The organism is Nocardia colli (assembly GCF_008704205.1).
Classification (GTDB): Bacteria; Actinomycetota; Actinomycetes; order Mycobacteriales; family Mycobacteriaceae; genus Nocardia; species Nocardia colli.
Genome location: NZ_VXLC01000021.1, coordinates 167,842 through 188,287, shown reverse-complemented (window position 1 = coordinate 188,287; position 20,446 = coordinate 167,842). Strand labels below are relative to the sequence as shown.

The 20,446-nt window shown below is 66.0% G+C and carries 17 protein-coding genes; 12 read left to right on the top strand and 5 right to left on the bottom strand.

Features of this window, described 5'->3' with window-relative positions; genetic code table 11:
• Positions 1-35 precede the first annotated feature (35 nt).
• Together F3087_RS34740 and F3087_RS34735 are read right to left on the bottom strand one after the other, a co-directional pair.
• Complete coding sequence (locus F3087_RS34740) at positions 36-383, bottom strand: iron chaperone (RefSeq protein ID WP_150406349.1); 348 nt, start codon at positions 381-383, stop codon at positions 36-38.
• Between the two features lie 86 nt (positions 384-469).
• Positions 470-970 carry a GNAT family N-acetyltransferase gene (locus F3087_RS34735; RefSeq protein ID WP_150406348.1) on the bottom strand — a complete coding sequence of 167 codons (501 nt, stop codon included), beginning with the start codon at positions 968-970 and terminating at the stop codon, positions 470-472.
• Positions 971-1,162: 192 nt separating this feature from the next.
• On the opposite strand from F3087_RS34735, the gene F3087_RS34730 reads away from it, so the two are divergent.
• The gene (locus F3087_RS34730; protein WP_150406347.1) at positions 1,163-1,450 is read left to right on the top strand and encodes a hypothetical protein; all 288 of its coding nucleotides are present in this window, start codon (positions 1,163-1,165) and stop codon (positions 1,448-1,450) included.
• On the opposite strand, the gene F3087_RS34725 is transcribed toward F3087_RS34730, so the two are convergent.
• Positions 1,447-2,640, bottom strand: coding sequence for a serine hydrolase domain-containing protein (locus tag F3087_RS34725; protein WP_150406346.1), 1,194 nt, complete (start codon positions 2,638-2,640; stop codon positions 1,447-1,449). The two genes, F3087_RS34730 and F3087_RS34725, sit on opposite strands and share 4 nt — an antisense overlap.
• A 42-nt stretch (positions 2,641-2,682) precedes the next feature.
• Between F3087_RS34725 and F3087_RS34720 the strand changes: the two genes are divergently transcribed.
• The 3 genes from F3087_RS34720 (at position 2,683) to F3087_RS34710 (ending at position 7,008) form a co-directional block, all read left to right on the top strand.
• Positions 2,683-3,516, top strand: coding sequence for a serine hydrolase domain-containing protein (locus F3087_RS34720; RefSeq protein ID WP_150406345.1), 834 nt, complete (start codon positions 2,683-2,685; stop codon positions 3,514-3,516).
• Between the two features lie 95 nt (positions 3,517-3,611).
• On the top strand, positions 3,612-4,145 hold the full coding sequence (locus tag F3087_RS34715) for a DUF3145 domain-containing protein (protein WP_150406344.1): 534 nt from the start codon (positions 3,612-3,614) through the stop codon (positions 4,143-4,145).
• Positions 4,146-4,227: 82 nt separating this feature from the next.
• Positions 4,228-7,008, top strand: a complete 2,781-nt coding sequence (locus F3087_RS34710; protein ID WP_150406343.1) for a P-loop NTPase fold protein — start codon at positions 4,228-4,230, stop codon at positions 7,006-7,008.
• A 13-nt stretch (positions 7,009-7,021) separates the two neighbouring features.
• On the opposite strand, the gene F3087_RS34705 is transcribed toward F3087_RS34710, so the two are convergent.
• The gene (locus F3087_RS34705) at positions 7,022-7,786 is read right to left on the bottom strand and encodes an IclR family transcriptional regulator (RefSeq protein ID WP_150406342.1); all 765 of its coding nucleotides are present in this window, start codon (positions 7,784-7,786) and stop codon (positions 7,022-7,024) included.
• Between the two features lie 145 nt (positions 7,787-7,931).
• On the opposite strand from F3087_RS34705, the gene F3087_RS34700 reads away from it, so the two are divergent.
• From F3087_RS34700 to F3087_RS34685, 4 genes are read left to right on the top strand one after another with little or no spacing between them, the layout of a single operon-like run.
• Positions 7,932-8,753 carry a hydroxypyruvate isomerase family protein gene (locus F3087_RS34700; RefSeq protein ID WP_150406341.1) on the top strand — a complete coding sequence of 274 codons (822 nt, stop codon included), beginning with the start codon at positions 7,932-7,934 and terminating at the stop codon, positions 8,751-8,753.
• A 33-nt stretch (positions 8,754-8,786) separates the two neighbouring features.
• Positions 8,787-9,677 carry a 2-hydroxy-3-oxopropionate reductase gene (locus F3087_RS34695; RefSeq protein WP_150406340.1) on the top strand — a complete coding sequence of 297 codons (891 nt, stop codon included), beginning with the start codon at positions 8,787-8,789 and terminating at the stop codon, positions 9,675-9,677.
• 2 nt (positions 9,678-9,679) lie between these two features.
• Positions 9,680-11,455: a glyoxylate carboligase gene (gene gcl, locus F3087_RS34690; protein WP_150406339.1), complete on the top strand. Its 1,776-nt coding sequence runs from the start codon at positions 9,680-9,682 to the stop codon at positions 11,453-11,455.
• Between the two features lie 7 nt (positions 11,456-11,462).
• A complete protein-coding gene (locus F3087_RS34685; protein ID WP_150406338.1) occupies positions 11,463-12,629 on the top strand; it encodes a glycerate kinase in 1,167 nt (388 codons plus the stop codon).
• 334 nt (positions 12,630-12,963) lie between these two features.
• Here the strand turns inward: F3087_RS34685 and F3087_RS34680 are convergent, their stop codons facing one another.
• Positions 12,964-13,701, bottom strand: coding sequence for an IclR family transcriptional regulator (locus tag F3087_RS34680; RefSeq protein ID WP_150406337.1), 738 nt, complete (start codon positions 13,699-13,701; stop codon positions 12,964-12,966).
• A gap of 91 nt (positions 13,702-13,792) precedes the next feature.
• Here F3087_RS34680 and F3087_RS34675 point away from each other — a divergent pair, with 91 nt between their 5' ends.
• The 4 genes from F3087_RS34675 to F3087_RS34660 all read left to right on the top strand — a co-directional run bounded on the left by F3087_RS34675 (position 13,793) and on the right by F3087_RS34660 (position 20,437).
• Positions 13,793-14,959 (top strand): pyridoxal-phosphate-dependent aminotransferase family protein, encoded by a 1,167-nt coding sequence (locus tag F3087_RS34675; protein ID WP_150406336.1) that lies wholly within the window; start codon positions 13,793-13,795, stop codon positions 14,957-14,959.
• 299 nt (positions 14,960-15,258) lie between these two features.
• Positions 15,259-16,605 (top strand): MFS transporter, encoded by a 1,347-nt coding sequence (locus tag F3087_RS34670; RefSeq protein ID WP_150406335.1) that lies wholly within the window; start codon positions 15,259-15,261, stop codon positions 16,603-16,605.
• 75 nt (positions 16,606-16,680) lie between these two features.
• A complete protein-coding gene (locus F3087_RS34665; RefSeq protein ID WP_150406334.1) occupies positions 16,681-19,620 on the top strand; it encodes an FAD-binding and (Fe-S)-binding domain-containing protein in 2,940 nt (979 codons plus the stop codon).
• 7 nt (positions 19,621-19,627) lie between these two features.
• Entirely contained in the window at positions 19,628-20,437 is an 810-nt protein-coding gene (locus F3087_RS34660) for a fumarylacetoacetate hydrolase family protein (protein ID WP_150406333.1), read from the top strand.
• The last annotated feature ends 9 nt before the right edge of the window (positions 20,438-20,446 follow it).

Sequence of the window (20,446 nt, the reverse complement as noted above, 5' to 3'; positions counted from 1 at the left end):
CGTGATGACGGCGTAGACCCATTAGTTGTGGGCCTTCAGGAGCGGGCGGCGAGGGTGGCCGCGATCTGCGCGATGAGCTCGTACGGGATCGGCTTGGTCAGCGGGAACTTCAGCGTTCCCTTGCCCGCCCGATAGGGTTCCACGGCGCGATTGAAGGCCTTGTCGCCGTCCGGGATCGGATAGACGCTGATGTGTTTCTTCCAGCCGGCGAAATGGACGGTGTTGTGGCCGTTCACCTTGAAGGTCGGAATGTCGTAGCTGATCGCCTCGGTCGCCTCCGGCAGGGCGCGCTGAATGGTGTGCCGGATTTCCTCGAGGATGCCGCGCACGTCTTCGGGAAACGCGGCGATGTATGTGTCGACGGTGGTGGGCTGCTCTGCCACGAGGTCCCTCGATTCCGTGCTCGAGTGGTGATTCGAATCGCTGAAGCGGGTGGAGCATCGTCAGTGTAAGCAGGACTGCCGCTCGGTCACAGCTTCTTCTGATACCAGCACTCGGCGTACATCTGGTCGTTGTGTGGTGGCGACTCCGCGTATCCGAGCCGGGCATACAGGGCCCGGGCCTCGACCAGGTCGCGGCGGGTGTCGAGGACGATTCGCGCGGCGCCGAGGGTGCGCGCGTGCTGTTCGGCGGCGGTGCCGAGAAGTTCCGCCCCGCCTTTTCCGCGCATAGCCGGGAGGACGAATACGCGGCTGAGTTCCGCCGTCGTATCGTCGAGCAGGCGCACGCCGGCCGTTCCCGCGGGTTCACCCGCATATCGAGCGACCAGCAATACGCCACGAGGCGGCGTGAATTCGGCCCCCGTGGCCGCCGCGATCTCGCGCTCGAGCTCCGCCGGATCGGTCGAACGTCCCTCGTGGACCTGATACCACCGGTCACTGACTTCGGTGTAGTAGGCCCGCCACAACATAACGGCGTCCGCCGAGTCGAAGCACTCAGCACTAACGGCCCACCCACCCGTAGCAGTCATCGCGTCAGGTTATCGGCGACGACACCTGCCCGCCGCGCACCGATCGTCTCCGTGCGCCCGAAATCGCTGACGATCTCATGCGCGCCCGGCCATTGTGTGCGCGGCGTGCGCGTGATGCGCAGCGATCTGACTCAAAGCGTCTGGTATGACGGGCAGGGGCGGCCGCTATTCGGCACGGAGAGAGGGGCGTTGGTGCTGCGTGCGACGAAACTGGGCACCGTGTGGACCGTCGAACGAGACATTTCTGGTGACGGCTCCCTGGTGTATCCGATGCGGGACCCGAGCGATTTCATCCTGAGCGGCCGGGATTGGGCCGCAGGCATGCACGGGACGGACCTACCCGCCTCCGCGCAACACCACTGGTACATCTCGCGCGGGTTCATGTCGGTCCGGGTCACGTCGAAGAACGGCCAGACCGTGCGGCAGCAGCTCGCCTTGGTGGGACCGTACGAGGATCTCTGTGTGGCGCTGAGTAATTAGCCCGCGCTGCGGAGCAGGGCTTCGCGGAGGTTGCGGCTGCGGACGTCGTCCAGGACGGCAAGGCCGAGGCGGTTCATCGTGTAGCCGAAGCCGAGACCCGTTGTGGGGTCGGCGAATCCGAAGGAGCCGCCGAGTCCGGTGGTGCCGTAGGCGCGCTTGTCCGAGCCGAAGCGGAACTCGCCGCCGGACTTGCGGAAGCCGAGGTGGTAGCGAGTCTTGATGTGCAGCACCAGATCTCCGGCGGGGACATCGTCGGCGGTGTCCGCGGCGGCCAGCCGGTCGAGCAGGGTGTCGTCGATCGGGAGGACGCCCGTGCGGCCTGCCGCGGCACCGTAGACGCGGGCCAGCGATCGGGCGTTGCCGACACCGTTGGAGCCGGGCAGCTCCACCTCGAGGAATTCGCGTCGCGTCGCCCGCGCGGGACTGCCGGTGCGCGGATTGGTCAGGGCGGCATAGGCGAACCCGCGCTTGGCGGCGATCTCGGCGCCGATGCGCAGCGGGAAGTCGCGCTCGTAGCGCAGCGCGTCCAAGCCGCGGGTGGCGGCCATGGTGGCGATGCGTTCCAGCCCTTGCTCGGCGGGCAGGCCGATGAAGAAATCCAGGCCGAGCGGTTTCGCGATGTCCTCGGCGAAGATTCGGCCGAGCGTGCGGTGCTGCGGGTCGACCCGGCGCAGCAGCTCGCCCTGATAGAGACCCAGGGTGATCGCGTGATAACCGTGCCGGGTGCCCGGCTTCCATGCGGGCTTCTGCGCGGCCAGGATCGGCGCGAGCCCGTCCAGATCCGCGACCTGACTCAGCCGCACCACCGAATCGAGGCCGGACAGTCCGGCCTGATGGTCGATCAGCTGCCGCACGGTGACCGCGCCCTTGCCGTGCGCGGCGAACTCCGGCCAGTACTTCGCCACCGGCTCCGCGTAATCGAGCAGCCCCTTCGACACCGCCGACGCGACCGTGAACGCCGCCAGCCCCTTCGTCGAGGAGAACACCGGGACGATCGTGTCCCGCTCCCACGGCAGCGTCCGGCGCCGATCGCGGTGACCGGCCCACAGATCCACCACCGCCCGATCGCCCGCGTACACCGCGACCGCGGCACCGATCTCGCCGTGCTGGGCGAAGTTGCGCCGGAAAGCGTCGGCGACGGGCCCGAAGCCGGACTCGACCTCGCCGTGGATCGTTAGCTGTTCACTCATGGTGTTTCGATGGTAACGGCGTTCTTCTCGTACGCTCGCTGAGTGGGCGCACTCGAGCAGATCAAGGAATGGCCGGTTCGGCACGCCGCGGCGGCGGTCGTCGTCCGGGACGGGGAGACGGTGACCGAGGGCGACCTCGACCGGGTGTTCCCGCTGGCGTCGGTGACCAAGCCGCTGGTGGCCTATGCGGTGCTCGTCGCGGTGGAGGAGGGGGCGGTCGAACTCGATCAGCCCGCCGGCCCGCCCGGCTCGACCGTGCGGCACCTGCTCGCGCACACCTCCGGACTCGCCTTCGACACCACCGAGATCCAGGCCGCGCCCGGCACCCGCCGCATCTACTCCAGCGCCGGATTCGAGGTGCTCGCGAGTTTTGTCACCGAACAGACCGGGATCGCGTTCGACGAATATCTGCACGACGCGGTGTTCGAGCCACTCGGCATGAAAGGTTCGATTCTGGCCGGGCCCGCGGGTCACGCCGGGCGATCCACCGCCGCCGATCTGACGCGTTTCGCGGCGGAATTGCTGGACCCGCGGTTGATCTCCGCGCAGACCCACGCCGAGGCGACCTCCATCCAATTTCCCGGGCTCAATGGGGTGCTGCCCGGTTACGGGTCGCAGCGCCCCAATGACTGGGGTCTGGGTTTCGAGATTCGGGACGGGAAGACTCCGCATTGGACGGGTAGCGCCAATTCGGGGGAAACGTATGGTCATTTCGGGCAATCCGGCACGTTTTTGTGGGTTGACCCCGCGTCGTCGTTGGCGTGTCTCGTATTGACCGACCAGAATTTCGGCGACTGGGCGAGAGCGGCCTGGCCGCCCCTCAGTGATGCCGTTATTGCGGAGGCGACAATCCCACGCAACACGGCGGTGAAGTAACACACGTAACATCGGGCACTCCAGTACACTCAGGCAACACCAGCAGACGGGCTCGTTGGGGAAGACGTCCCCCGTCGACGCTGGAGGTGTTAGTAGTGCGCGCATCGAGTCAGTTCGCGGACGTGACGGCGGGTGTGGTGTACATCCACTCGTCGCCCGCTGCGGTGTGCCCGCACGTCGAATGGGCGCTCGCCTCCGCACTCGGCTCGACCGCCAAGCTGCGCTGGACCGCCCAACCCGCCGACGGCCAACTGCGCGCAACCAGTGAATGGCTGGGCCCGGTCGGCACCGCCGCGCGGATTGCCCAATCCCTGCGCTCCTGGCCGGTGCTGCGGTTCGAGGTGACCGAGGATCCCAGCGAGGGAGTCGACGGCGAACGTTATTGTTTCGTGCCCGGACTCGGGCTCTGGCACGGTTCCACGAGTGCCAACGGTGATGTCACCCTCGGTGAGATGCGGTTGCGGGCAATGTTGCAGGCCGCGGGGGAACTCGGGAAGTACAACACCTATGACCTGGCCGCCGAGATCGATCGGGCGCTCGGGACGCCGTGGGACGAAGATCTGGAGATCTATCGGTACGGGACCGAATCGGGGGCCGAGGTGACCTGGTTGCGGCGGGACGTGGGTTAGTCCGCAACTCCCCGCTTTGCCGATGTCTACTGCACTACAATCCCTTTCGGCCTAGTGAACGCAGGTCGGCAGGGGGTTGCACGTGCCTGAAGAGGTCCCGTCCGGAATCGCGCTCGGTCTGATCGGGGATGTGCTGTGTTCGGTCGCGCGGACGAGTCGGCCGTGGGACCTGGAGATCGACACGATCGTGGTGTCTTTGGGCAGCAGTCTCGGAAACTTGGGGCGGGCACTGGAAGGCCGATTCCCGGACGCGGCTTGGGATTCCATTCGATTCGACGAGATCCGCGCCGATGCTCCGGCCGTACTGGAGTTGTCGGGGAATTCGTCGAGTGCTGTCACGCATCTGCAGCGGGCGATCCTGGCCACTCCGCGGGATCAGGTCGGTGACCTCGGCGAAATCACCGAGGACTCCTTGCGTCTCGTTGCCAAGAGCGCCGCCGCCGCCGCCGCGGCGCATGGGTCGAGGGCGCTCGGGTTCCCGTTGCTGGGCACCGGTGCGATGGCCCAACCCGCGGACGGCATCGCGGCCGTGCTCGTGCCCGCCGTCCTGGATGCGGTGCAGGCGCTGCCGAGCGAGCACCCGGATTTCCTCGTCTTCGTGTGTCGGACAACCGAAGACGAGGAACTGATCAACCGGGAGTTCACCCGCTATCTGCAACAGGGCGGATCGGAGCTGGCCGGCGGAACCGCCCGCGATCTGGTCGACCCCAACGAGGGACTCCCACTCTCCAGCGACCAACTGGGCTTCGCTCCCTACGTCAGCATGCTGGCGACCGTAATCGCCGACAAGACAACACCTTTGCCGCTGTCCATCGGCGTCTTCGGCGAATGGGGCTCGGGCAAGAGCACTTTCATGGCGATGCTGCGCGACAGAGTGACCATACTCGCCGGATCGGACGGCACTCGATATTGCGAACAAGTCGCGCAAATCGGTTTCAACGCATGGCATTACGCGGATACCAACCTGTGGGCGAGTCTCGGCGACGAGATCTTCCGGCAGCTCGCCGGACCGGCCTTCGACCCGAAGGAGCACGCGAAGCAGATCCGCTCCGAACTGGCCGAGCGGCTCGACCAGCGAGATCAGCTGGAATTCGTGACGGAGCAGGCCGGGGTGACCGCGGCTCGCCTACAGGCCGACGTGGACCGGGCGATCGCCAAACGACGAACCACGGCAGCCGATCTCATGACGGCGCTGCGGGCATCGCCGGTGTTCGGCAGCCGGGTCGGTCAGCTGTGGAGTCAGCTGGGCGTCGACGATCAGGTGGAACAGACGCAGCTGTTCACCGCCCAATTGCACGGCACCTTGACCGAGGCGGCTCAGCTGCGGCGCGGGGCGTATGACCGCTGGGGCCGCTTGTCGTTGGCGGTCGCGGTCGTGCTGCTGTTGTCCGGCGTGGTGGTGGCGATGGTGGCGCCGGTGGTCCGCGAGTGGGTGGCTCCGGTCGCCGCCACGGTGGCGGTCTTCAGCAGCATGGGGATCGGGCTACTTGCCCGCACCCGTGCGGGACTGCGGAATCTGCGCGAGGTCACCGAGGACGTGCAGTCCCAGTTGAGCCAGGCGACCCGGGGCTCGGCCGTCGAGGAACTGGCCGACAAGCTCGCCGAACTGCGCACGGCCGAGGCCGAACAGCGGGTCGCCCAGGCCCAACTCGACGACGTGGTCGCGCACGTCGGCGAGCTCGGCCGGCAGCTGGCACAGCTAGCGCCCGGCAGACGGTTGTACTCGTTCCTCGCCGATCGCGCGCAAGGGAACTCTTACTCCGGAAATCTGGGCCTGGTTTCGACAATCCGTAAGGACCTCGCGCAACTCGTTCAGTTGATGGAGGAATGGCGCAAGAATCCGGAGGAATGGGCTGGTACCCAATGCCCTGCGGACCGAATCGTTTTGTACATAGATGATCTCGACCGCTGCCGTCCGGACCAGGTTGTCGCCGTTTTGCAGGCAGTCCATCTCCTACTGGCGTTCAAGTTGTTCGTAGTCGTCGTCGGCGTCGACCCGAGGTGGTTGCTGCGTTCGCTGCGCAGTCAGTACGCGGACCTGTTGCATGACGGAATGGCCGATGACTGGCATACGCCCGAGGATTACCTGGAGAAGATCCTCAATATCCCGCTCGCCCTGCCCGCCATGTCGGAAGGAAGTCTCGGCCGACTGCTCCGATCGATCGATCAGGATCCCGGCGATATTCCGCCCCCGCCCGAACAAGTAGTGGCCCAGGCGAATACCCGCAGGCAACTCCTGCCCAATTCCACGAACCGCGTGTACAACGAGGGCGGTTTCACCATCATCGAGCCCGGATCCGAGGTCGACACCCAGCCGCGAGCCACCCCAGCCCCACCGAGGCCGCTCACCGAACCCGAACTGGCCCTGCTGACTTCACTGGATCTCCTGATCGAAACCCCACGCGAAGCCAAACGCCTCTTCAACCTCTACCGCATGGTGCGCGCCACCCGCGACCTCTCCGAGGCCTCCCGATTCCTCGGCACCGACGGCCACCCCGGCGAATACCAGGCCGTCGTCCTGCTGCTCGGCCTGCTCACCGCGCACGCCCGCCTGCTCGGCGGCGTCCTCGATACCGCACCGGACCCCGTCAACGGCGTCGAAGGCGGAATCGCCCACCGCTCACCCGACACCTCCTGGACCCAGTTCGTGCACGATCTCGAACCTCGCCGCACGGACTCGACCTGGTCCAACCGGGTAGTCGGACCGTTCCCGAATCCCCATCTCCCGCACTGGAATCGACTCCACCGAGGTCTGAGCAAACTCTCGGAAACCGTCGACCTGCAAGACCTCACCGCCCTCCAAGCCTGGCTCCCTCGAATCCGCCGCTTCTCCTACGTCCTCATGACCGGCGAGACCGCCTGACGGTCGGTTGATTTCAGCGGAGATCGGTGGAGAGGGCTCGGCTCACCTCGGTGAGGAGCGGGACGGCCCGGTCTACCAGCTGTTCGGACATGCGGCCTACCGGGCCGGAGATGGAAATGGCCAGGTGAGCGGGCGCTTGGGGGACGGCGACGGCTACGCAGCGGACGCCTAGTTCTTGTTCGCCGTCGTCGATGGCGTAGCCGTTGCGGGCCGCGGTTTCCAGTTGGCGGGTGAATTCTTCGGGGTCGGTGATGGTGTGCTCGGTGTAGCGGGGCATCCCGTTGCGCTGCAACAGGTCTCGGGTTCGTTCGGCGGGCATGCCGGCGAGCAGGGCTTTGCCTACCGCGGTGCAGTGGGGGAGGACCCGGCGGCCGACTTCGGTGAACATGCGCATCGAATGGCGGGACGGGACCTGGGCGACGTAGACGATCTGGTCGCCGTCGAGCATGGCCATGTTGGCGGACTCGCCGAGTTCGTCGACGAGTCGTGCCAGGTGCGGGCGGGCGCGCAGGCCCAGCATGTGCGCGGAGCTCTCGCCGAGCTTGATCAGCTTCGGGCCGAGGACGTATTGGCGCGACGGTTCCTGCCGCAGGTAGCCGAGGTCGACGAGCGTGCGGACCAAGCGGTGGATGGTGGGCAGCGGCAGGCCGGAGGCGGTGGCGAGCTGCGAGAGTCCCATCATGCCGCCCTCGTCGGCCATGGTCTCGAGCAGGCCGAACGCACGCTCGATCGACTGGACGCCGCCGGTGCGTCCCTTGGTTTCGTTCGCTGCGGTCACTGCCTGCCTCCATGTTTCCGGATGGTGGAAGCCTACCGGCGGTGATCGACCGGCACTTTCCTTGACCAGGTCAGAGCCTGCTCTTAAGCTATTCCGTATATCAGAATAGTTTTTCCGCATTGTGGAATTAAATCTGGAGGGATCCATGAGTCATTCACTCCGATACGAGGTCAACTGCTCGATCCTGTTCACCGAGCTGCCCCTGCTCGAACGTCCGGCGGCGGTACGGCAGGCCGGATTCGACGCGGTGGAGTTCTGGTGGCCGTTCGACCGCGCGGTGCCCGGCGACAAGGAGGTCGATGCCTTCGTCGCCGCCGTCGAGGACGCGGGAGTGTCGTTGGTGGGCTTGAACTTTGCCGCCGGTGACATGCCGGGCGGCGACCGTGGGCTGCTGTCCTGGCCCGCCCGCTCCGCGGAGTTCCGGGACAACATCGACGTCACCATCGGTATCGGCGAGCGTCTCGGCTGCCGGGCGTTCAACGCGCTCTACGGGAATCGGACCGCGGAGAACACCGCCGTCGAGCAGGACGAGGTGGCGACCGAAAACCTCGCGCGCGCAGCCGAAGCCGCCGCCCGCATCGACGGCGTCGTGCTGGTCGAGCCGGTGAGCGGCGCGGATCGCTATCCGCTGCGGACCGCCGCCGACGCGCTCGCTGTCCTCGATCGCGTGCAAACATCTACGGGCGCAACGAATCTGGGATTGCTCGCGGATCTGTACCACCTCGCGGTCAACGGTGACGACGTGGACAAGGTCATCGCCGAGCACACCGCCCGCATCGCACACGTGCAGATCGCCGACAGCCCCGGCCGGAATCAGCCCGGTACCGGCGAACTCCCGTTGCAGCGTCAGCTCACCGAACTCGAGACCCGCGGATACCGCGGCTGGGTCGGACTCGAATACAAACCGTCCGTGGCCTCGGCCGACAGCTTCGACTGGCTGCCGCGCGAGCGCCGCACGACCGCGTAAACCATTGTCGACGAACGACTTCAGGGATCACAGATGACCACTATCGCTTTCATCGGCCTGGGCATAATGGGCAGCCCGATGGCCGTCCACCTGGCCAAGGCGGGCCACACCGTCACCGCCTACAACCGCACCGTCGCCAAAGCCGCACCGCTCGTCGACGCGGGCGGCCGCGCCGCCACCTCGATCGCCGACGCGGTGCATCGCGCCGAGGTGATCTGCGTGATGGTGCCCGATTCGCCCGACGTCAAGGCCGTGCTGGCCGGCGAGAAGGGCGTGTTCGACAGCGCCGAACCCGGCGCGCTGATCATCGACTTCTCCAGTATCCGGCTCGATGTCACCGTCGAGCTCGCGAAACAGGCTGTCGCGCGGGGCTTCCGGATGCTCGACGCACCGGTGTCCGGCGGGGAGAAGGGCGCGGTCGACGCCGCGTTGTCCATCATGGTCGGTGGTGACGCCGCGGACTTCGAAGCGGCGCAACCGATCTTCGACGCGGTCGGCAAAACCGTTGTGCACGTCGGCCCCAGCGGCTCGGGGCAGACGGTCAAGGCGGCCAACCAGCTGATCGTCGCCGCCAACATGCAGGCGCTCGCCGAGGCCGTGATCTTCCTCGAGGCGTATGGCGTCGACACCGAGGCGGCCCTGCGCGTGCTCGGCGGCGGCCTGGCCGGTTCGAAGGTGCTGGACCAGAAGCAGGGCAACATGCTGTCCCGCTCGTTCAAGCCCGGATTCCGAATCGACCTGCACCACAAGGACATGGGCATCGTGACCGCCGCCGCGCGCGAGGCCGGGGTGGTGGTGCCGATCGGTTCGCTGGTCGAGCAGTTGATGGCCTCCGCCAGGGCGATCGGTGACGGCGGACTCGACCACAGTGCCCTGCTGCGCGGGGTGGAGCGCCTGAGCGGGCGTGCGGACAAGGAGAACTGACGATGGCACGGATGCGTACCGCGGACGCCGCGGTGTTGATTCTCGAAAAGGAAGGCGCGACACAGGCGTTCGGACTGCCTGGGGCGGCGATCAATCCGTTCTACAGCGCGATGCGGGCGCATGGCGGGATCAAGCATGTGCTGGCCCGGCACGTCGAGGCCGCTTCGCACATGGCGGAGGGTTATACGCGTGCTGCCGCCGGCAACATCGGTGTGTGCATCGGTACTTCGGGCCCGGCCGGCACCGACATGATCACCGGGTTGTATTCGGCGAGTGCGGATTCCATTCCGATCCTGTGCATCACCGGGCAGGCGCCGGTGGCCAAGCTGCACAAGGAAGACTTCCAGGCTGTCGATATCGCGTCTATCGCTGGGCCGGTGGCCAAGTGGGCGGTGACTGTTCTGGAGCCCGCGCAGGTGCCGGGCACCTTTCAGAAGGCGTTTCAGCTGATGCGTGAGGGCCGGCCGGGGCCGGTGCTGATCGATCTGCCGATCGATGTGCAGCTCGCCGAAATCGAGTTCGACATCGACACTTACGAGCCGTTGCAGGTGCATCGGCCCGCTGCGACTCGGGCGCAGGCGGAGAAGGCTATTGCCATGTTGAACGCGGCCGAGCGTCCGCTCATCGTGGCGGGCGGTGGCATCGTCAACGCTGACGCTGCGGGCTTGTTGGTCGAATTCGCTGAGCTGACCGGCGTTCCGGTGGTGCCGACGCTGATGGGGTGGGGCACGATCCCCGACGATCACCCGCTGTATGCGGGCATGGTCGGGCTGCAAACCTCGCACCCCTACGGCAACGCGACGATGCTGGAGTCCGATTTCGTTCTCGGCATCGGTAATCGATGGGCCAACCGACACACGGGTGGGGTCGAGACTTATACCAAGGACCGGACTTTCGTGCATGTCGACATCGAGCCGACGCAGATCGGGCGGGTCTTCGCTCCGGATTTCGGCATCACCTCCGATGCCGGTGCCGCGCTGAGGGTGTTCATCGAGGCCGCGCGCGAGCTGGCGGCGGCTGGGAAACTGTCCGACCGTAGCGATTGGGCCGGGCAGGTGCGTGCACGAAAGCAGTTGAGTCAGCGCAAGACTCACTTCGACAATGTGCCGATCAAACCGCAGCGGGTCTACGAGGAGATGAACCGGGCCTTCGGTCCGGACACTCGCTACGTCAGCACCATCGGCCTGTCGCAGATCCAAGCCGCGCAGATGCTGCACGTCTACCGTCCGCGGCACTGGATCAACGCAGGGCAGGCCGGTCCGCTGGGCTGGACCTTGCCCGCGGCGCTCGGCGTCGCCACGGCTGACCCGGACTCCACCGTGGTCGCGCTGTCCGGCGACTACGACTTCCAGTTCCTCATCGAGGAATTGGCCGTCGGCGCCCAGTTCGGTATCCCGTATATCCATGTGCTGGTGAACAACTCGTATCTCGGGCTGATCCGTCAGGCCCAACGAGCGTTCAGCATGGACTATTATGTGCAGCTCGACTTCGACAACATCAACAGCCCCGAGGTCGGCGGCTACGGCGTCGACCACGTCAAGGTCGTCGAGGGCTTGGGCTGCAAGGCAATTCGAGTCTTCGAGCCGGACGGCATCGGCCCCGCATTGGAGGATGCGAAGAAGCTGCTCGCCGAACATCGAGTCCCGGTGGTTGTGGAATGCATCCTCGAGCGCGTCACGAACGTGTCCATGGGCTTGGAAATCGACAACATCGTCGAATTCGAGGAACTGGCCCAAACCGCCGCGGACGCCCCCACCGCGACCGCACTGCTGGACTGAGGACGCAATGACCAGAGTCCTCATCGCACCCGACAAGTTCAAGGGTTCGATGACCGCCGCCCAGGTCGGCGCGGCCGTCGCGGCAGGTATCCGACAGGTCCTGCCGCATGCGTCGGTGACCGTCGTACCTGTCGCGGACGGCGGCGACGGCACCGTCGCCGCCGCCCTGGCAGCCGGTTTCGAGGCGATTCCGGTGACCGCCACTGGCCCGACCGGAGAACCGGTCGACACCACCTACGCACGTCGCGACAACCTCGCCGTCGTAGAACTGGCGGACGTATCCGGCCTGCTCCGCCTACCCGGCGGCACATTCGCCCCGATGTCGGCAACCAGCCGTGGAACCGGCGAGGTCATCGCCGCAGCCATCGACGCGGGCTGCCGCCGAGTGGTGCTCGGCATCGGCGGCAGCGCAGGTACCGACGGCGGCGCAGGACTGGCGCGCGCCCTCGGCGCCCGCCTACTCGACGCCGACGGCAGCGAAATCGGCGACGGCGGTGCGGCTTTGGCAGAAATAGCGACAATCGACCTGACGGCCCTACGCAACCGAATGGCCGACGTCGAGATCACCATCGCCTGCGACGTAGATAACCCCCTCACCGGACCACGCGGTGCGGCAACCGTTTATGGCCCTCAGAAGGGCGCGGATGACACCCAGATAGCCGCACTCGACGGTGCTTTAGCCCATTGGGCCGACGTCGTCACCGCAACCACCGGCACCGACCACCGAGAGACCCCCGGAGCCGGCGCCGCCGGAGGAGTCGGCTTCGCCGCCGTAGCAATACTCGACGCCACATTGGCCCCCGGCATCGAATTGATCCTGAACTTAGCCGACTTCGCCAACCACCTCACTGACACAGACCTGGTCATAACCGGCGAAGGCACCCTCGACGAACAAACCCTGCACGGCAAAACCCCCGCCGGCGTGGCCACCGCCGCCCTGACAGCAGGCATCCCAGTGATAGCAGTCTGTGGCCGAAACACACTGCCCGAAACCCGATTACAGTCCGCCGGCTTCAAAGCCGCCTATTCACTACTAGCAATCGAGCCTGACATCAACCGCTGTTTCACCGAGGGTGAGGAACTACTGAAACACCTAGGCACCCACATCGCCAAGCACCACCTAACCCAAACAACTACCGCCCCACACCCAGCGCTGAACCACGCAACTCACTGAGCGCCAACCCCGTCCGCCTCTCGGGCGCTGATACGTCTCCGGTTCTGTCCCGCTCGACACACGGAGGTGTCTGGAACGGGACCTGGCGGAGCATCCACGCGCTAGCGACCGCAGTGTGGTCCCGTTCGGTGAGAAGCGATCGTGGAGTCACCGCTGGAACGAATCATTGGCGTGCACGCCGTCGACCACAACTTGGCCGATCACCCCGCCCGCCGGCTGATGCCCCCAGCAACAGCCGCACCAGTTCTGATGTCCCGCACAGCGAATCGCCGCCCTGACACGCGTGCGTGTGTCAGAAGGCGTGCGGGTGTGGTGGGTAAGGGTTCGAGGCTGGTTAGCCGAGGCGGGCGGTGAGGGTGGTTGCGGCTGCGTTTACTGCTGCGCCGAATATGGGTTCGGTTTCTTCGGTTAGGCGGCTGAAGGGGACGTTTACGCTGAGGCTGGCGACTGGGGTGCCGTTTTCGCCCAGTACTACTGCGGCGACTGCTCCAACGTCGGAGCGCCATTCGCCGCGGTTGACCGCGTAGCCCGTTTCCCGGATCACGGCCAGTTCGGCACGTAAGTCGTCCGGGTCGGTGACGGTCGTGTCGGTGTAGCGCGGTAATTCGGCGACGAGGAGTTGGCGGACGAACTCCGGATTGCTGTGCGCGAGAACCGCTTTCCCGTTGGCGGAGGCATGCATGGGGAGCGAGTGGCCGAGCGCCATGTTGGTGCGCACCGGTTTGTCGGTCTCCAAGCGCTCGATCAGCACCATTTTGCTGTCTTCGGGCACGGTCAGGTGGATGGTTTCTTCGGTCTGCCGCCGCAGGTTCTCCATGATCGGCAGGGCGACTCCGCGCAGCCCGAGATCCCCGCCGGCGCGACTGCCGACCGCCAGCGCCTTCGTGGTCAGCGCCCATCGCGTCACCTCGCCGGACGCAGGCCGAATCCATCCGGCCTCATCCAGCGTCAGCAACGCGCGCTGCACCGAACTCTTCGGCATCTCCAGCACCCGCGCCAGCTCACCGACGCCGATCGGCTGTCGCGCCGCGACCTCCTCCAGCACGCGGAGCGTATTCAGAACGTTTCGCAAGGTATTGACTCCTTCATCACACATCCCTACCCTTGCTGCACCTTTTCACGGCACAGTGTGCCATATCACGGCACGGAATGGAACCGATGTAATGACCGCTCACAGTGGACGGCATTTCCTGCAAATCCCCGGCCCGACCAACGTCCCGGACCGGGTGCTGCGTGCCATCGCGCAACCGACCATCGACCACCGCGGACCCGACTTCGCCGAACTCGCCTTGGACCTGCGCGAGCGGGTGAAACCGGTGTTCGGCACCGGCGGCCCGGTCGTCATCTACCCCTCGTCCGGCACCGGCGCGTGGGAGGCGGCGCTGGTCAACACGCTCTCGCCCGGCGATCGCGTGCTCGCCTTCGAAACCGGTCACTTCGCCAGCTTGTGGCGCGACATGGCGCAACGCCTCGGTCTGGTCGTCGATTTCGTGCCCGGGGATTGGCGCCGGGGCGTCGACGCCGCGGTCGTCGCCGAGCGGCTCGCCGCCGACAAGGGCCACGGCATCGCGGCGGTCATGGTCGTGCACAACGAGACCTCGACCGGCGTCACCAGCCGCATCCCGGAGATCCGGGCCGCCATCGACGAGGCCGATCATCCCGCGCTGCTGCTGGTCGACACGATCTCGTCGCTGGGTTCGATCGACTACCGGCACGACGACTGGGGCGTCGACGTCACCGTCGGCTGCTCGCAGAAGGGTCTCATGCTCCCACCGGGCTTGGGCTTCAACGCAATCAGCGACAAGGCGCTCGCGCTCGCACCGACGGCGCGGCTGGCCAAGTCCTACTGGGACTGGACGCCGATCCTCGACGCGAACGAGCACGGTTTCTACCCGTACACCCCCGCCACCAACCTCCTCTACGGCCTCCGCGAAGCGTTGCAGCTCCTCGAAGAAGAGGGATTGCGCAACGTCTTCGCCCGGCACAGCCGGCACGCCGCCGCCACCAGGGCGGCCGTCCGCGGCTGGGGCCTCGAGGTGCTGTGCGTCAACGAGCGGGAGTACTCCAGCTCGCTGACCGCCGTGCTGCTCGGCGCGGAGCACGACGCGGACAAGGTGCGCCGAATCATCTTGGACCGCTTCGACATGTCGCTCGGCACCGGTCTCGGCAAGCTGTCCGGGCGGGTGTTCCGGATCGGACATCTCGGCGACCTGAACGACCTGACCCTCGCCGGCACCCTCTCCGGCGTGCAGATGGGTCTCGAACTGGCCGGCGTGAACGTCGACCCCAACGGCTTGCAAGCCGCACTGTCGGTGTTACGCGCCGAGTGAAATACCCTCCGGTGCAGCCGGATACAGCCCATTCCAACTGAATTCTCTCGCTCCCCGCTGGGCAAGTCGTAAGCCCCCGCCGTGCAACGGCGTTGGGCCGCAAAGACAGATCCGCCAGATCGGCGCCTCACCGCGATACCGGCCTCCTGATCTCGACCCCTCGATGCTCCGCCCCGAGTGACTCTCCCGATGCTCCGCCACGAGCCGGGATCCGCAATACGCCGACGCTTTTCGTCGGCCACCTACGAGGAGGTAGGTCGTTGTCCGAGCGAACTTCCCCAGCCCGACGCCTGTCCGAAATGAAGCGGTGGACCTATATTCTGCCGGTCGTCGTCTTCATCTACGTCATCTGTTATATCGACCGAACCAACATCAGTTTCGCGCTGCCGCACCTCGAGACCGACATGGGACTCACCAAAGCTCAGCAGGGTCTGGCGAGCGGCATTTTCTTCTGGGGTTATCTGCTGTTGCAGATTCCCGGCGGGTATATGGCCGAAAGATGGAGTGCCAGACAGTGGATCGCGATCCTGATGGTGCTGTGGAGCGTGGCCGCGATGGCGCAAGGCCTCACCAATTCCGTCGGTCAGTTGTTGATCGCGCGTTTCCTGCTCGGGGTCGCCGAGGGCGGTGTGCAGCCGGCGCTGATGGCGACCATCCGCTCCTGGTTCCCGTTCGCCGAACGCGGCCGGGCCTACGCGATCTTCAAGCTGTACACGCCGATCGCGGCCATCGTCGCGGCGCCGTTCTCCGGCATCATCCTGACCTATTTCGACTGGCGCTGGATGTTCATCATTCAGGGCGGTGCGCCGCTGGTCGTCGGGCTCATCGCCTGGCTGGCGGTAGTTCGCGATACGCCGGCCAAGGCGGGTTGGCTGTCGGCGGCCGAGCGGGACTACATCGAGCGTTCCCGGCTCGAGGAAGGTGAGCCGCTCGAGCATCACGGAACGTTCAAAGCCGCGTTCAAGAGCAAGATCGTCTGGCATTTCGCGCTGATCTACACCTGTACGCAGATGGGCTTGCTCGGGCTCACGCTGTGGCTGCCCAGCGTGCTCAAGAAGGCCTTCCATACCGATTTGAAGGTGGGGCTCGTCGCCATGCTGCCGCAGATCGCGGCGGGTATCGCGATCATTCTCGTCGGACGGTCGGTGGACCGCCGTGGTGGGCATATCGCGCATATGGCGCTGGTGCTCGGGTCCGCGGCGATCATTCTCGGCGGCGCGAGTCTTGTTTCGCCGGAACAGAAGTGGGTGGTGCTCGGGGCGATGATCCTGGGCACGGCGGCGTCGATCGCCTGGTATGGGCCGTTCTGGGCGACGGTCACCAAGCTGGTTCCGGTCGCCGCGGCCGGCGCGGGGTTGGGGCTCATCAACGGGGTCGGCAATCTGGGCAGCTTCTTCGGGCCGTACATCGGTGGCTGGCTCAGTGACCTCAGCGGTGGCGGGTACGCGCTCACGCAGGCGTTCTTCGGCGGGATCTTCGGTGTCGCCGGGTTGCTCGTACTGACCTTGCGAAAGAAGTTGCGCGAGGCCACGAGTCAGGAGGCGGTACCGCCGAAACCTGCTCTGCCAGAGGGGAAACCGATTGTCATCTCGAAATCGGTGCAGGCGGAAGCAAACCCGGCCACGGATCCCGCTCCGCTCGTCTAACCGCTGTGGCGGCCGATTCGCTGGTCGGATCGGCCGCCCAGGCTGTCGGAATTGCCAAGGATCAGAAGGACTCTCATGAACCTATCCACGACCGACCCCGATCTATCGACCGTCGCCGCACGTCTGGAAGACGCGCTCCGCGCCACGATGGACGGTGAGGTCGCCTTCGACGATTACAGCCGGCATATCTTCGCCCGCGACGCGAGCATGTACTCGATAACTCCACTGGGCGTTGCGTTTCCGCGGCATGCCGACGATGTCGCCGCCGCGGTGCGGGCCGCCGGTGAACTCGGCGTGCCGATCGTGGCGCGCGGAGCCGGGACAAGCCTGGCCGGACAGACCGTTGGTCCGGGCCTGGTGCTGGACCTTTCGCGGTACATGAACCGAATCGTGGAGATCGATCCCGAGGCCCGCACCGCACTGGTGGAGGTCGGCGTGGTGCAGGACCAACTCAATCAGGCCGCGGCCGCACACGGGTTGATGTTCGGGCCGGACACCTCGACCAGCAACCGGGCCACCATCGGCGGGATGATCGGAAACAACTCCGCGGGAAGCGGTTCCAGGACCTACGGCATGACGATCGATCACGTGCGGGCGCTGGATGTGGTGCTCTCCGACGGTTCGCGTGCCCGGCTCGAACCCGTCGACGAGATCGAACGAAAGCGGCGGGCGACGGCACAGACGCTGGAAGGGCGCATCTACCAAGCGCTTCCGGAGTTGGTCATCGCGGAGGAAGCGGCAATCAGGGCGGGGATGCCGACGTTCTGGCGGCGCGCCTGCGGCTACCGGCTGGACCGGCTGATGGGTTTCGGCGCGGACAAGCCGTTCGATCTGGCGAAGTTCGTGGTCGGCGCGGAGGGCACGCTGGTGGTCGCCACACACGCGCTGGTCGACCTCGTGCCCAAGCCGGCCCGCACGGTATACGCGGTGGGGCACTTCACCGATACCGTGAGCGCCATCGCGGCGACCGCGGACGCGCTCAGTTGCGAACCGCATCAGGTCGAGTTGATGGACCGGACGATCCTGGAGTTGTCCCGGCAGAAGATCGAGTACGCCGAGCTCGGCAACATCCTCGTCGGCGATCCCGGTGCGCTGCTTTTCGTTTCGTTCAGCGGGGACGACGAGGCGCGGCTGATCGCCGACCTGGACCGGCTCGAGCTGCTGTGGCGGCAGAACGGGCACGGCTATCACACGCTGCGGGCCATCACCTCCGCCGATCAGACCGCGCTGCTCAAGGTCCGCAAGTCCAGCCTCGGCCTGCTGATGGCGGCGGGGGAGGGCACCCGGCGGCCGCTCGCGTTCGTGGAGGACACCGCGGTCGATCCGGCGCATCTGGCCGAATACACCAAGCGGTTCAAGGAGATTCTCGACGAACACGAACTGGAGGCGGGGTTCTACGGGCACTGCTCGGTCGGCTGCCTGCACATCCGCCCGTTCGTGGATCTGACCGAGCCGAGCGAGGTGATCAAGATGCGTACGGTCGCCGAGGCGGTCAAGGATCTCGTCGCCGAGTACGGCGGGGTGAACTCCAGCGAACACGGTGATGGTCTCGCGCGCAGCGAGTTCAACCGGGAGATCTTCGGTGATGAGCTGTACGAGGCGATGCGAAAGGTCAAGCGGCTCTTCGATCCCGACAACATCATGAACCCGGGCAAGATCGTCGACGCGCCACCGATGACCGACAATCTGCGCGACCGTGATTCGTTGCCGCCCGCGCCACCCTTGACGACCGCGTTGAAGTTCGAGGTGGTCGGCGGGATGCGGGGTGCGGCGGACCGGTGCATGAACATCGGGTTGTGCCGCAAGTCGACTTCGGGGGTGATGTGCCCGTCGTACATCGCCACCAAGAACGAGGAACATGCCACGCGCGGACGGGCCAACGCGCTGGTGAAGGCGTTGTCCGAACCGGATCCGCATGCCGCGCTCGGTGGTGAGCGGTTGCACGAGATTCTCGATCTGTGCTTGATGTGCAAGGCGTGTAAGAGCGAGTGCCCGATGAGTGTGGATATGGCGTCGCTCAAGGCCGAGACGCTTTCGCATCATCATGAGATACACGGAACACCTTTGCGTTCAAGGGCGTTCGGATCGATTCGGCTGCTGAATCGAATCGGGTCGGCGACTGCGCCGTTGTCGAATCTGCCGGGGCGCAACGGATTCGCGCGTCGGATGATGGACCGCACGCTCGGCATCACTGCTGCCCGTCCGCTTCCGGTGTTTCAACGAGTCAATCTGCTTCGGTGGTTCCGTCGTAGAGATGTCGTGGCGGTCCAGGCGCCGCTGGGCACGGTCAACTGGCTCGCCGACTCGTTCACCACCTTCACCGAGCCGCACATCGGCGCTGCGGCAATCGAATTGCTGGAACGCTCCGGGTGGCGGGTCGAGCTGGCGAGTGGCGGGTGCTGTGGTCGGTCGAGTATGTCCAAGGGGCTGCTCGATGACGCGAAGAAGAAAGCTTCGACACTGGTCCGTTCGCTGTCCGAAGGCACCGAACCCGGCTCACCGATCGTCGGCTGTGAACCGTCGTGCCTGTTCATGTTGCGCGACGAACATGTTGCGCTGCTGCCGGATTCGGCTCCGGTGCGCGCGGTCGCGGAGCGGGTCAGGCAGGTGGAGGAGCTGCTGGTCGAAGCGATCGACGCGGGACGGTTGACGCTGCGCGCGGATTCCCCGCTCGCGGGCCGGCGCATCATGTTCCATGGTCATTGCCATCAAAAGGCCGAGGTCGGCACGGCGGCGACCATGGCGCTGCTGCGTCGGATTCCGGGCGTGGAGGTCATGGAGATCGACTCCGGATGCTGTGGAATGGCCGGCTCGTTCGGGTTCGAATCCGAGCACTACGACATGTCGATGACCGTCGGCGGTGACCGGCTGTTCCCGGCCCTCGCCGAGGAACCGGAGGACACCATCGTCGCCGCGACCGGTGTGTCCTGCCGTCAGCAGATCTTCCACGGCGCCGGCCGTACCGCGTGGCATCCCGTCGAGCTGGTGCGCGAAGCGCTGGCCGGACCCGAATAGGAGAGTTATGCGTATCGTCCGCTATTCACTCGACGGACGGACCGGGTGCGGTGCGTTGGTCGGCGACGTCGTGCACGACCTGCTCGACGTAGAGCTCGGAGCGGTGGTGGGAAGGCTTTCGGAGGTAACGCTTCTCGCGCCGTGCGAGCCGCGCACGATCGTCTGCGCGGGCAGTAACTACGCCGGGCAGATCATCGAGAAAGGCAGGCCCTGGCCGCAACAGCCCTCGCTGTTCCTCAAGTCTCCCAACGCTATTACCGGCATGGATGCTTCGATTCTCCGTCCTGCGGAGGTCGAGCGTCTGGAGTACGAAGGCGAACTGGCCGTTGTCATCGGCCGCACCGCCCAGAACGTATCCGCCGACCGTGCATCAGATTTCATCCTCGGCTACACCTGCGCCAATGACGTAACCGCCGACGATTGGCGAGCCGACGGCCAATGGGCCCGCGCCAAAAGCGCGGATACCTTCTGTCCCTTGGGCCCTTGGATCGAAACTGAAATCCCCGACCCCTCGGCTCTGCACATCACCACGCGGGTAGCCGGCGAAATCGTCCAATCCGCCCCCACTTCCGACATGGTCTTCGGCGTAGGAGACCTACTGTCTTACGTCACCCGCTGGATCACCCTCCTACCCGGCGACGTTCTACTCACCGGCAGCCCCGCCGGCGTCGGGCCAATGGCCCCCGGTGACACCGTCGAAGTCGAGATCTCCGGCATCGGCACGCTCCGTAACAAGGTCACGGACCGAAGCGACCGCGCCCGGCCGGTCGGCGGCCGTGCGTCCGCCCGGACAGGAGCCCGCCCTTATCGACGTTGAGATCGAAAT

What these genes read in the sequence shown, in the direction of transcription:
- gcl (WP_150406339.1), top strand. Translation starts at nt 9,680, where the DNA reads ATGGCACGGATGCGTACCGCGGACGCCGCGGTGTTGATTCTCGAAAAG.
- F3087_RS34665 (WP_150406334.1), top strand. Translation starts at nt 16,681, where the DNA reads ATGAACCTATCCACGACCGACCCCGATCTATCGACCGTCGCCGCACGT.
- F3087_RS34660 (WP_150406333.1), top strand. Translation starts at nt 19,628, where the DNA reads ATGCGTATCGTCCGCTATTCACTCGACGGACGGACCGGGTGCGGTGCG.
- F3087_RS34700 (WP_150406341.1), top strand. Translation starts at nt 7,932, where the DNA reads ATGAGTCATTCACTCCGATACGAGGTCAACTGCTCGATCCTGTTCACC.
- F3087_RS34735 (WP_150406348.1), bottom strand. Translation starts at nt 970, where the DNA reads ATGACTGCTACGGGTGGGTGGGCCGTTAGTGCTGAGTGCTTCGACTCG.
- F3087_RS34685 (WP_150406338.1), top strand. Translation starts at nt 11,463, where the DNA reads ATGACCAGAGTCCTCATCGCACCCGACAAGTTCAAGGGTTCGATGACC.
- F3087_RS34670 (WP_150406335.1), top strand. Translation starts at nt 15,259, where the DNA reads ATGAAGCGGTGGACCTATATTCTGCCGGTCGTCGTCTTCATCTACGTC.
- F3087_RS34675 (WP_150406336.1), top strand. Translation starts at nt 13,793, where the DNA reads ATGACCGCTCACAGTGGACGGCATTTCCTGCAAATCCCCGGCCCGACC.
- F3087_RS34725 (WP_150406346.1), bottom strand. Translation starts at nt 2,640, where the DNA reads ATGAGTGAACAGCTAACGATCCACGGCGAGGTCGAGTCCGGCTTCGGG.
- F3087_RS34695 (WP_150406340.1), top strand. Translation starts at nt 8,787, where the DNA reads ATGACCACTATCGCTTTCATCGGCCTGGGCATAATGGGCAGCCCGATG.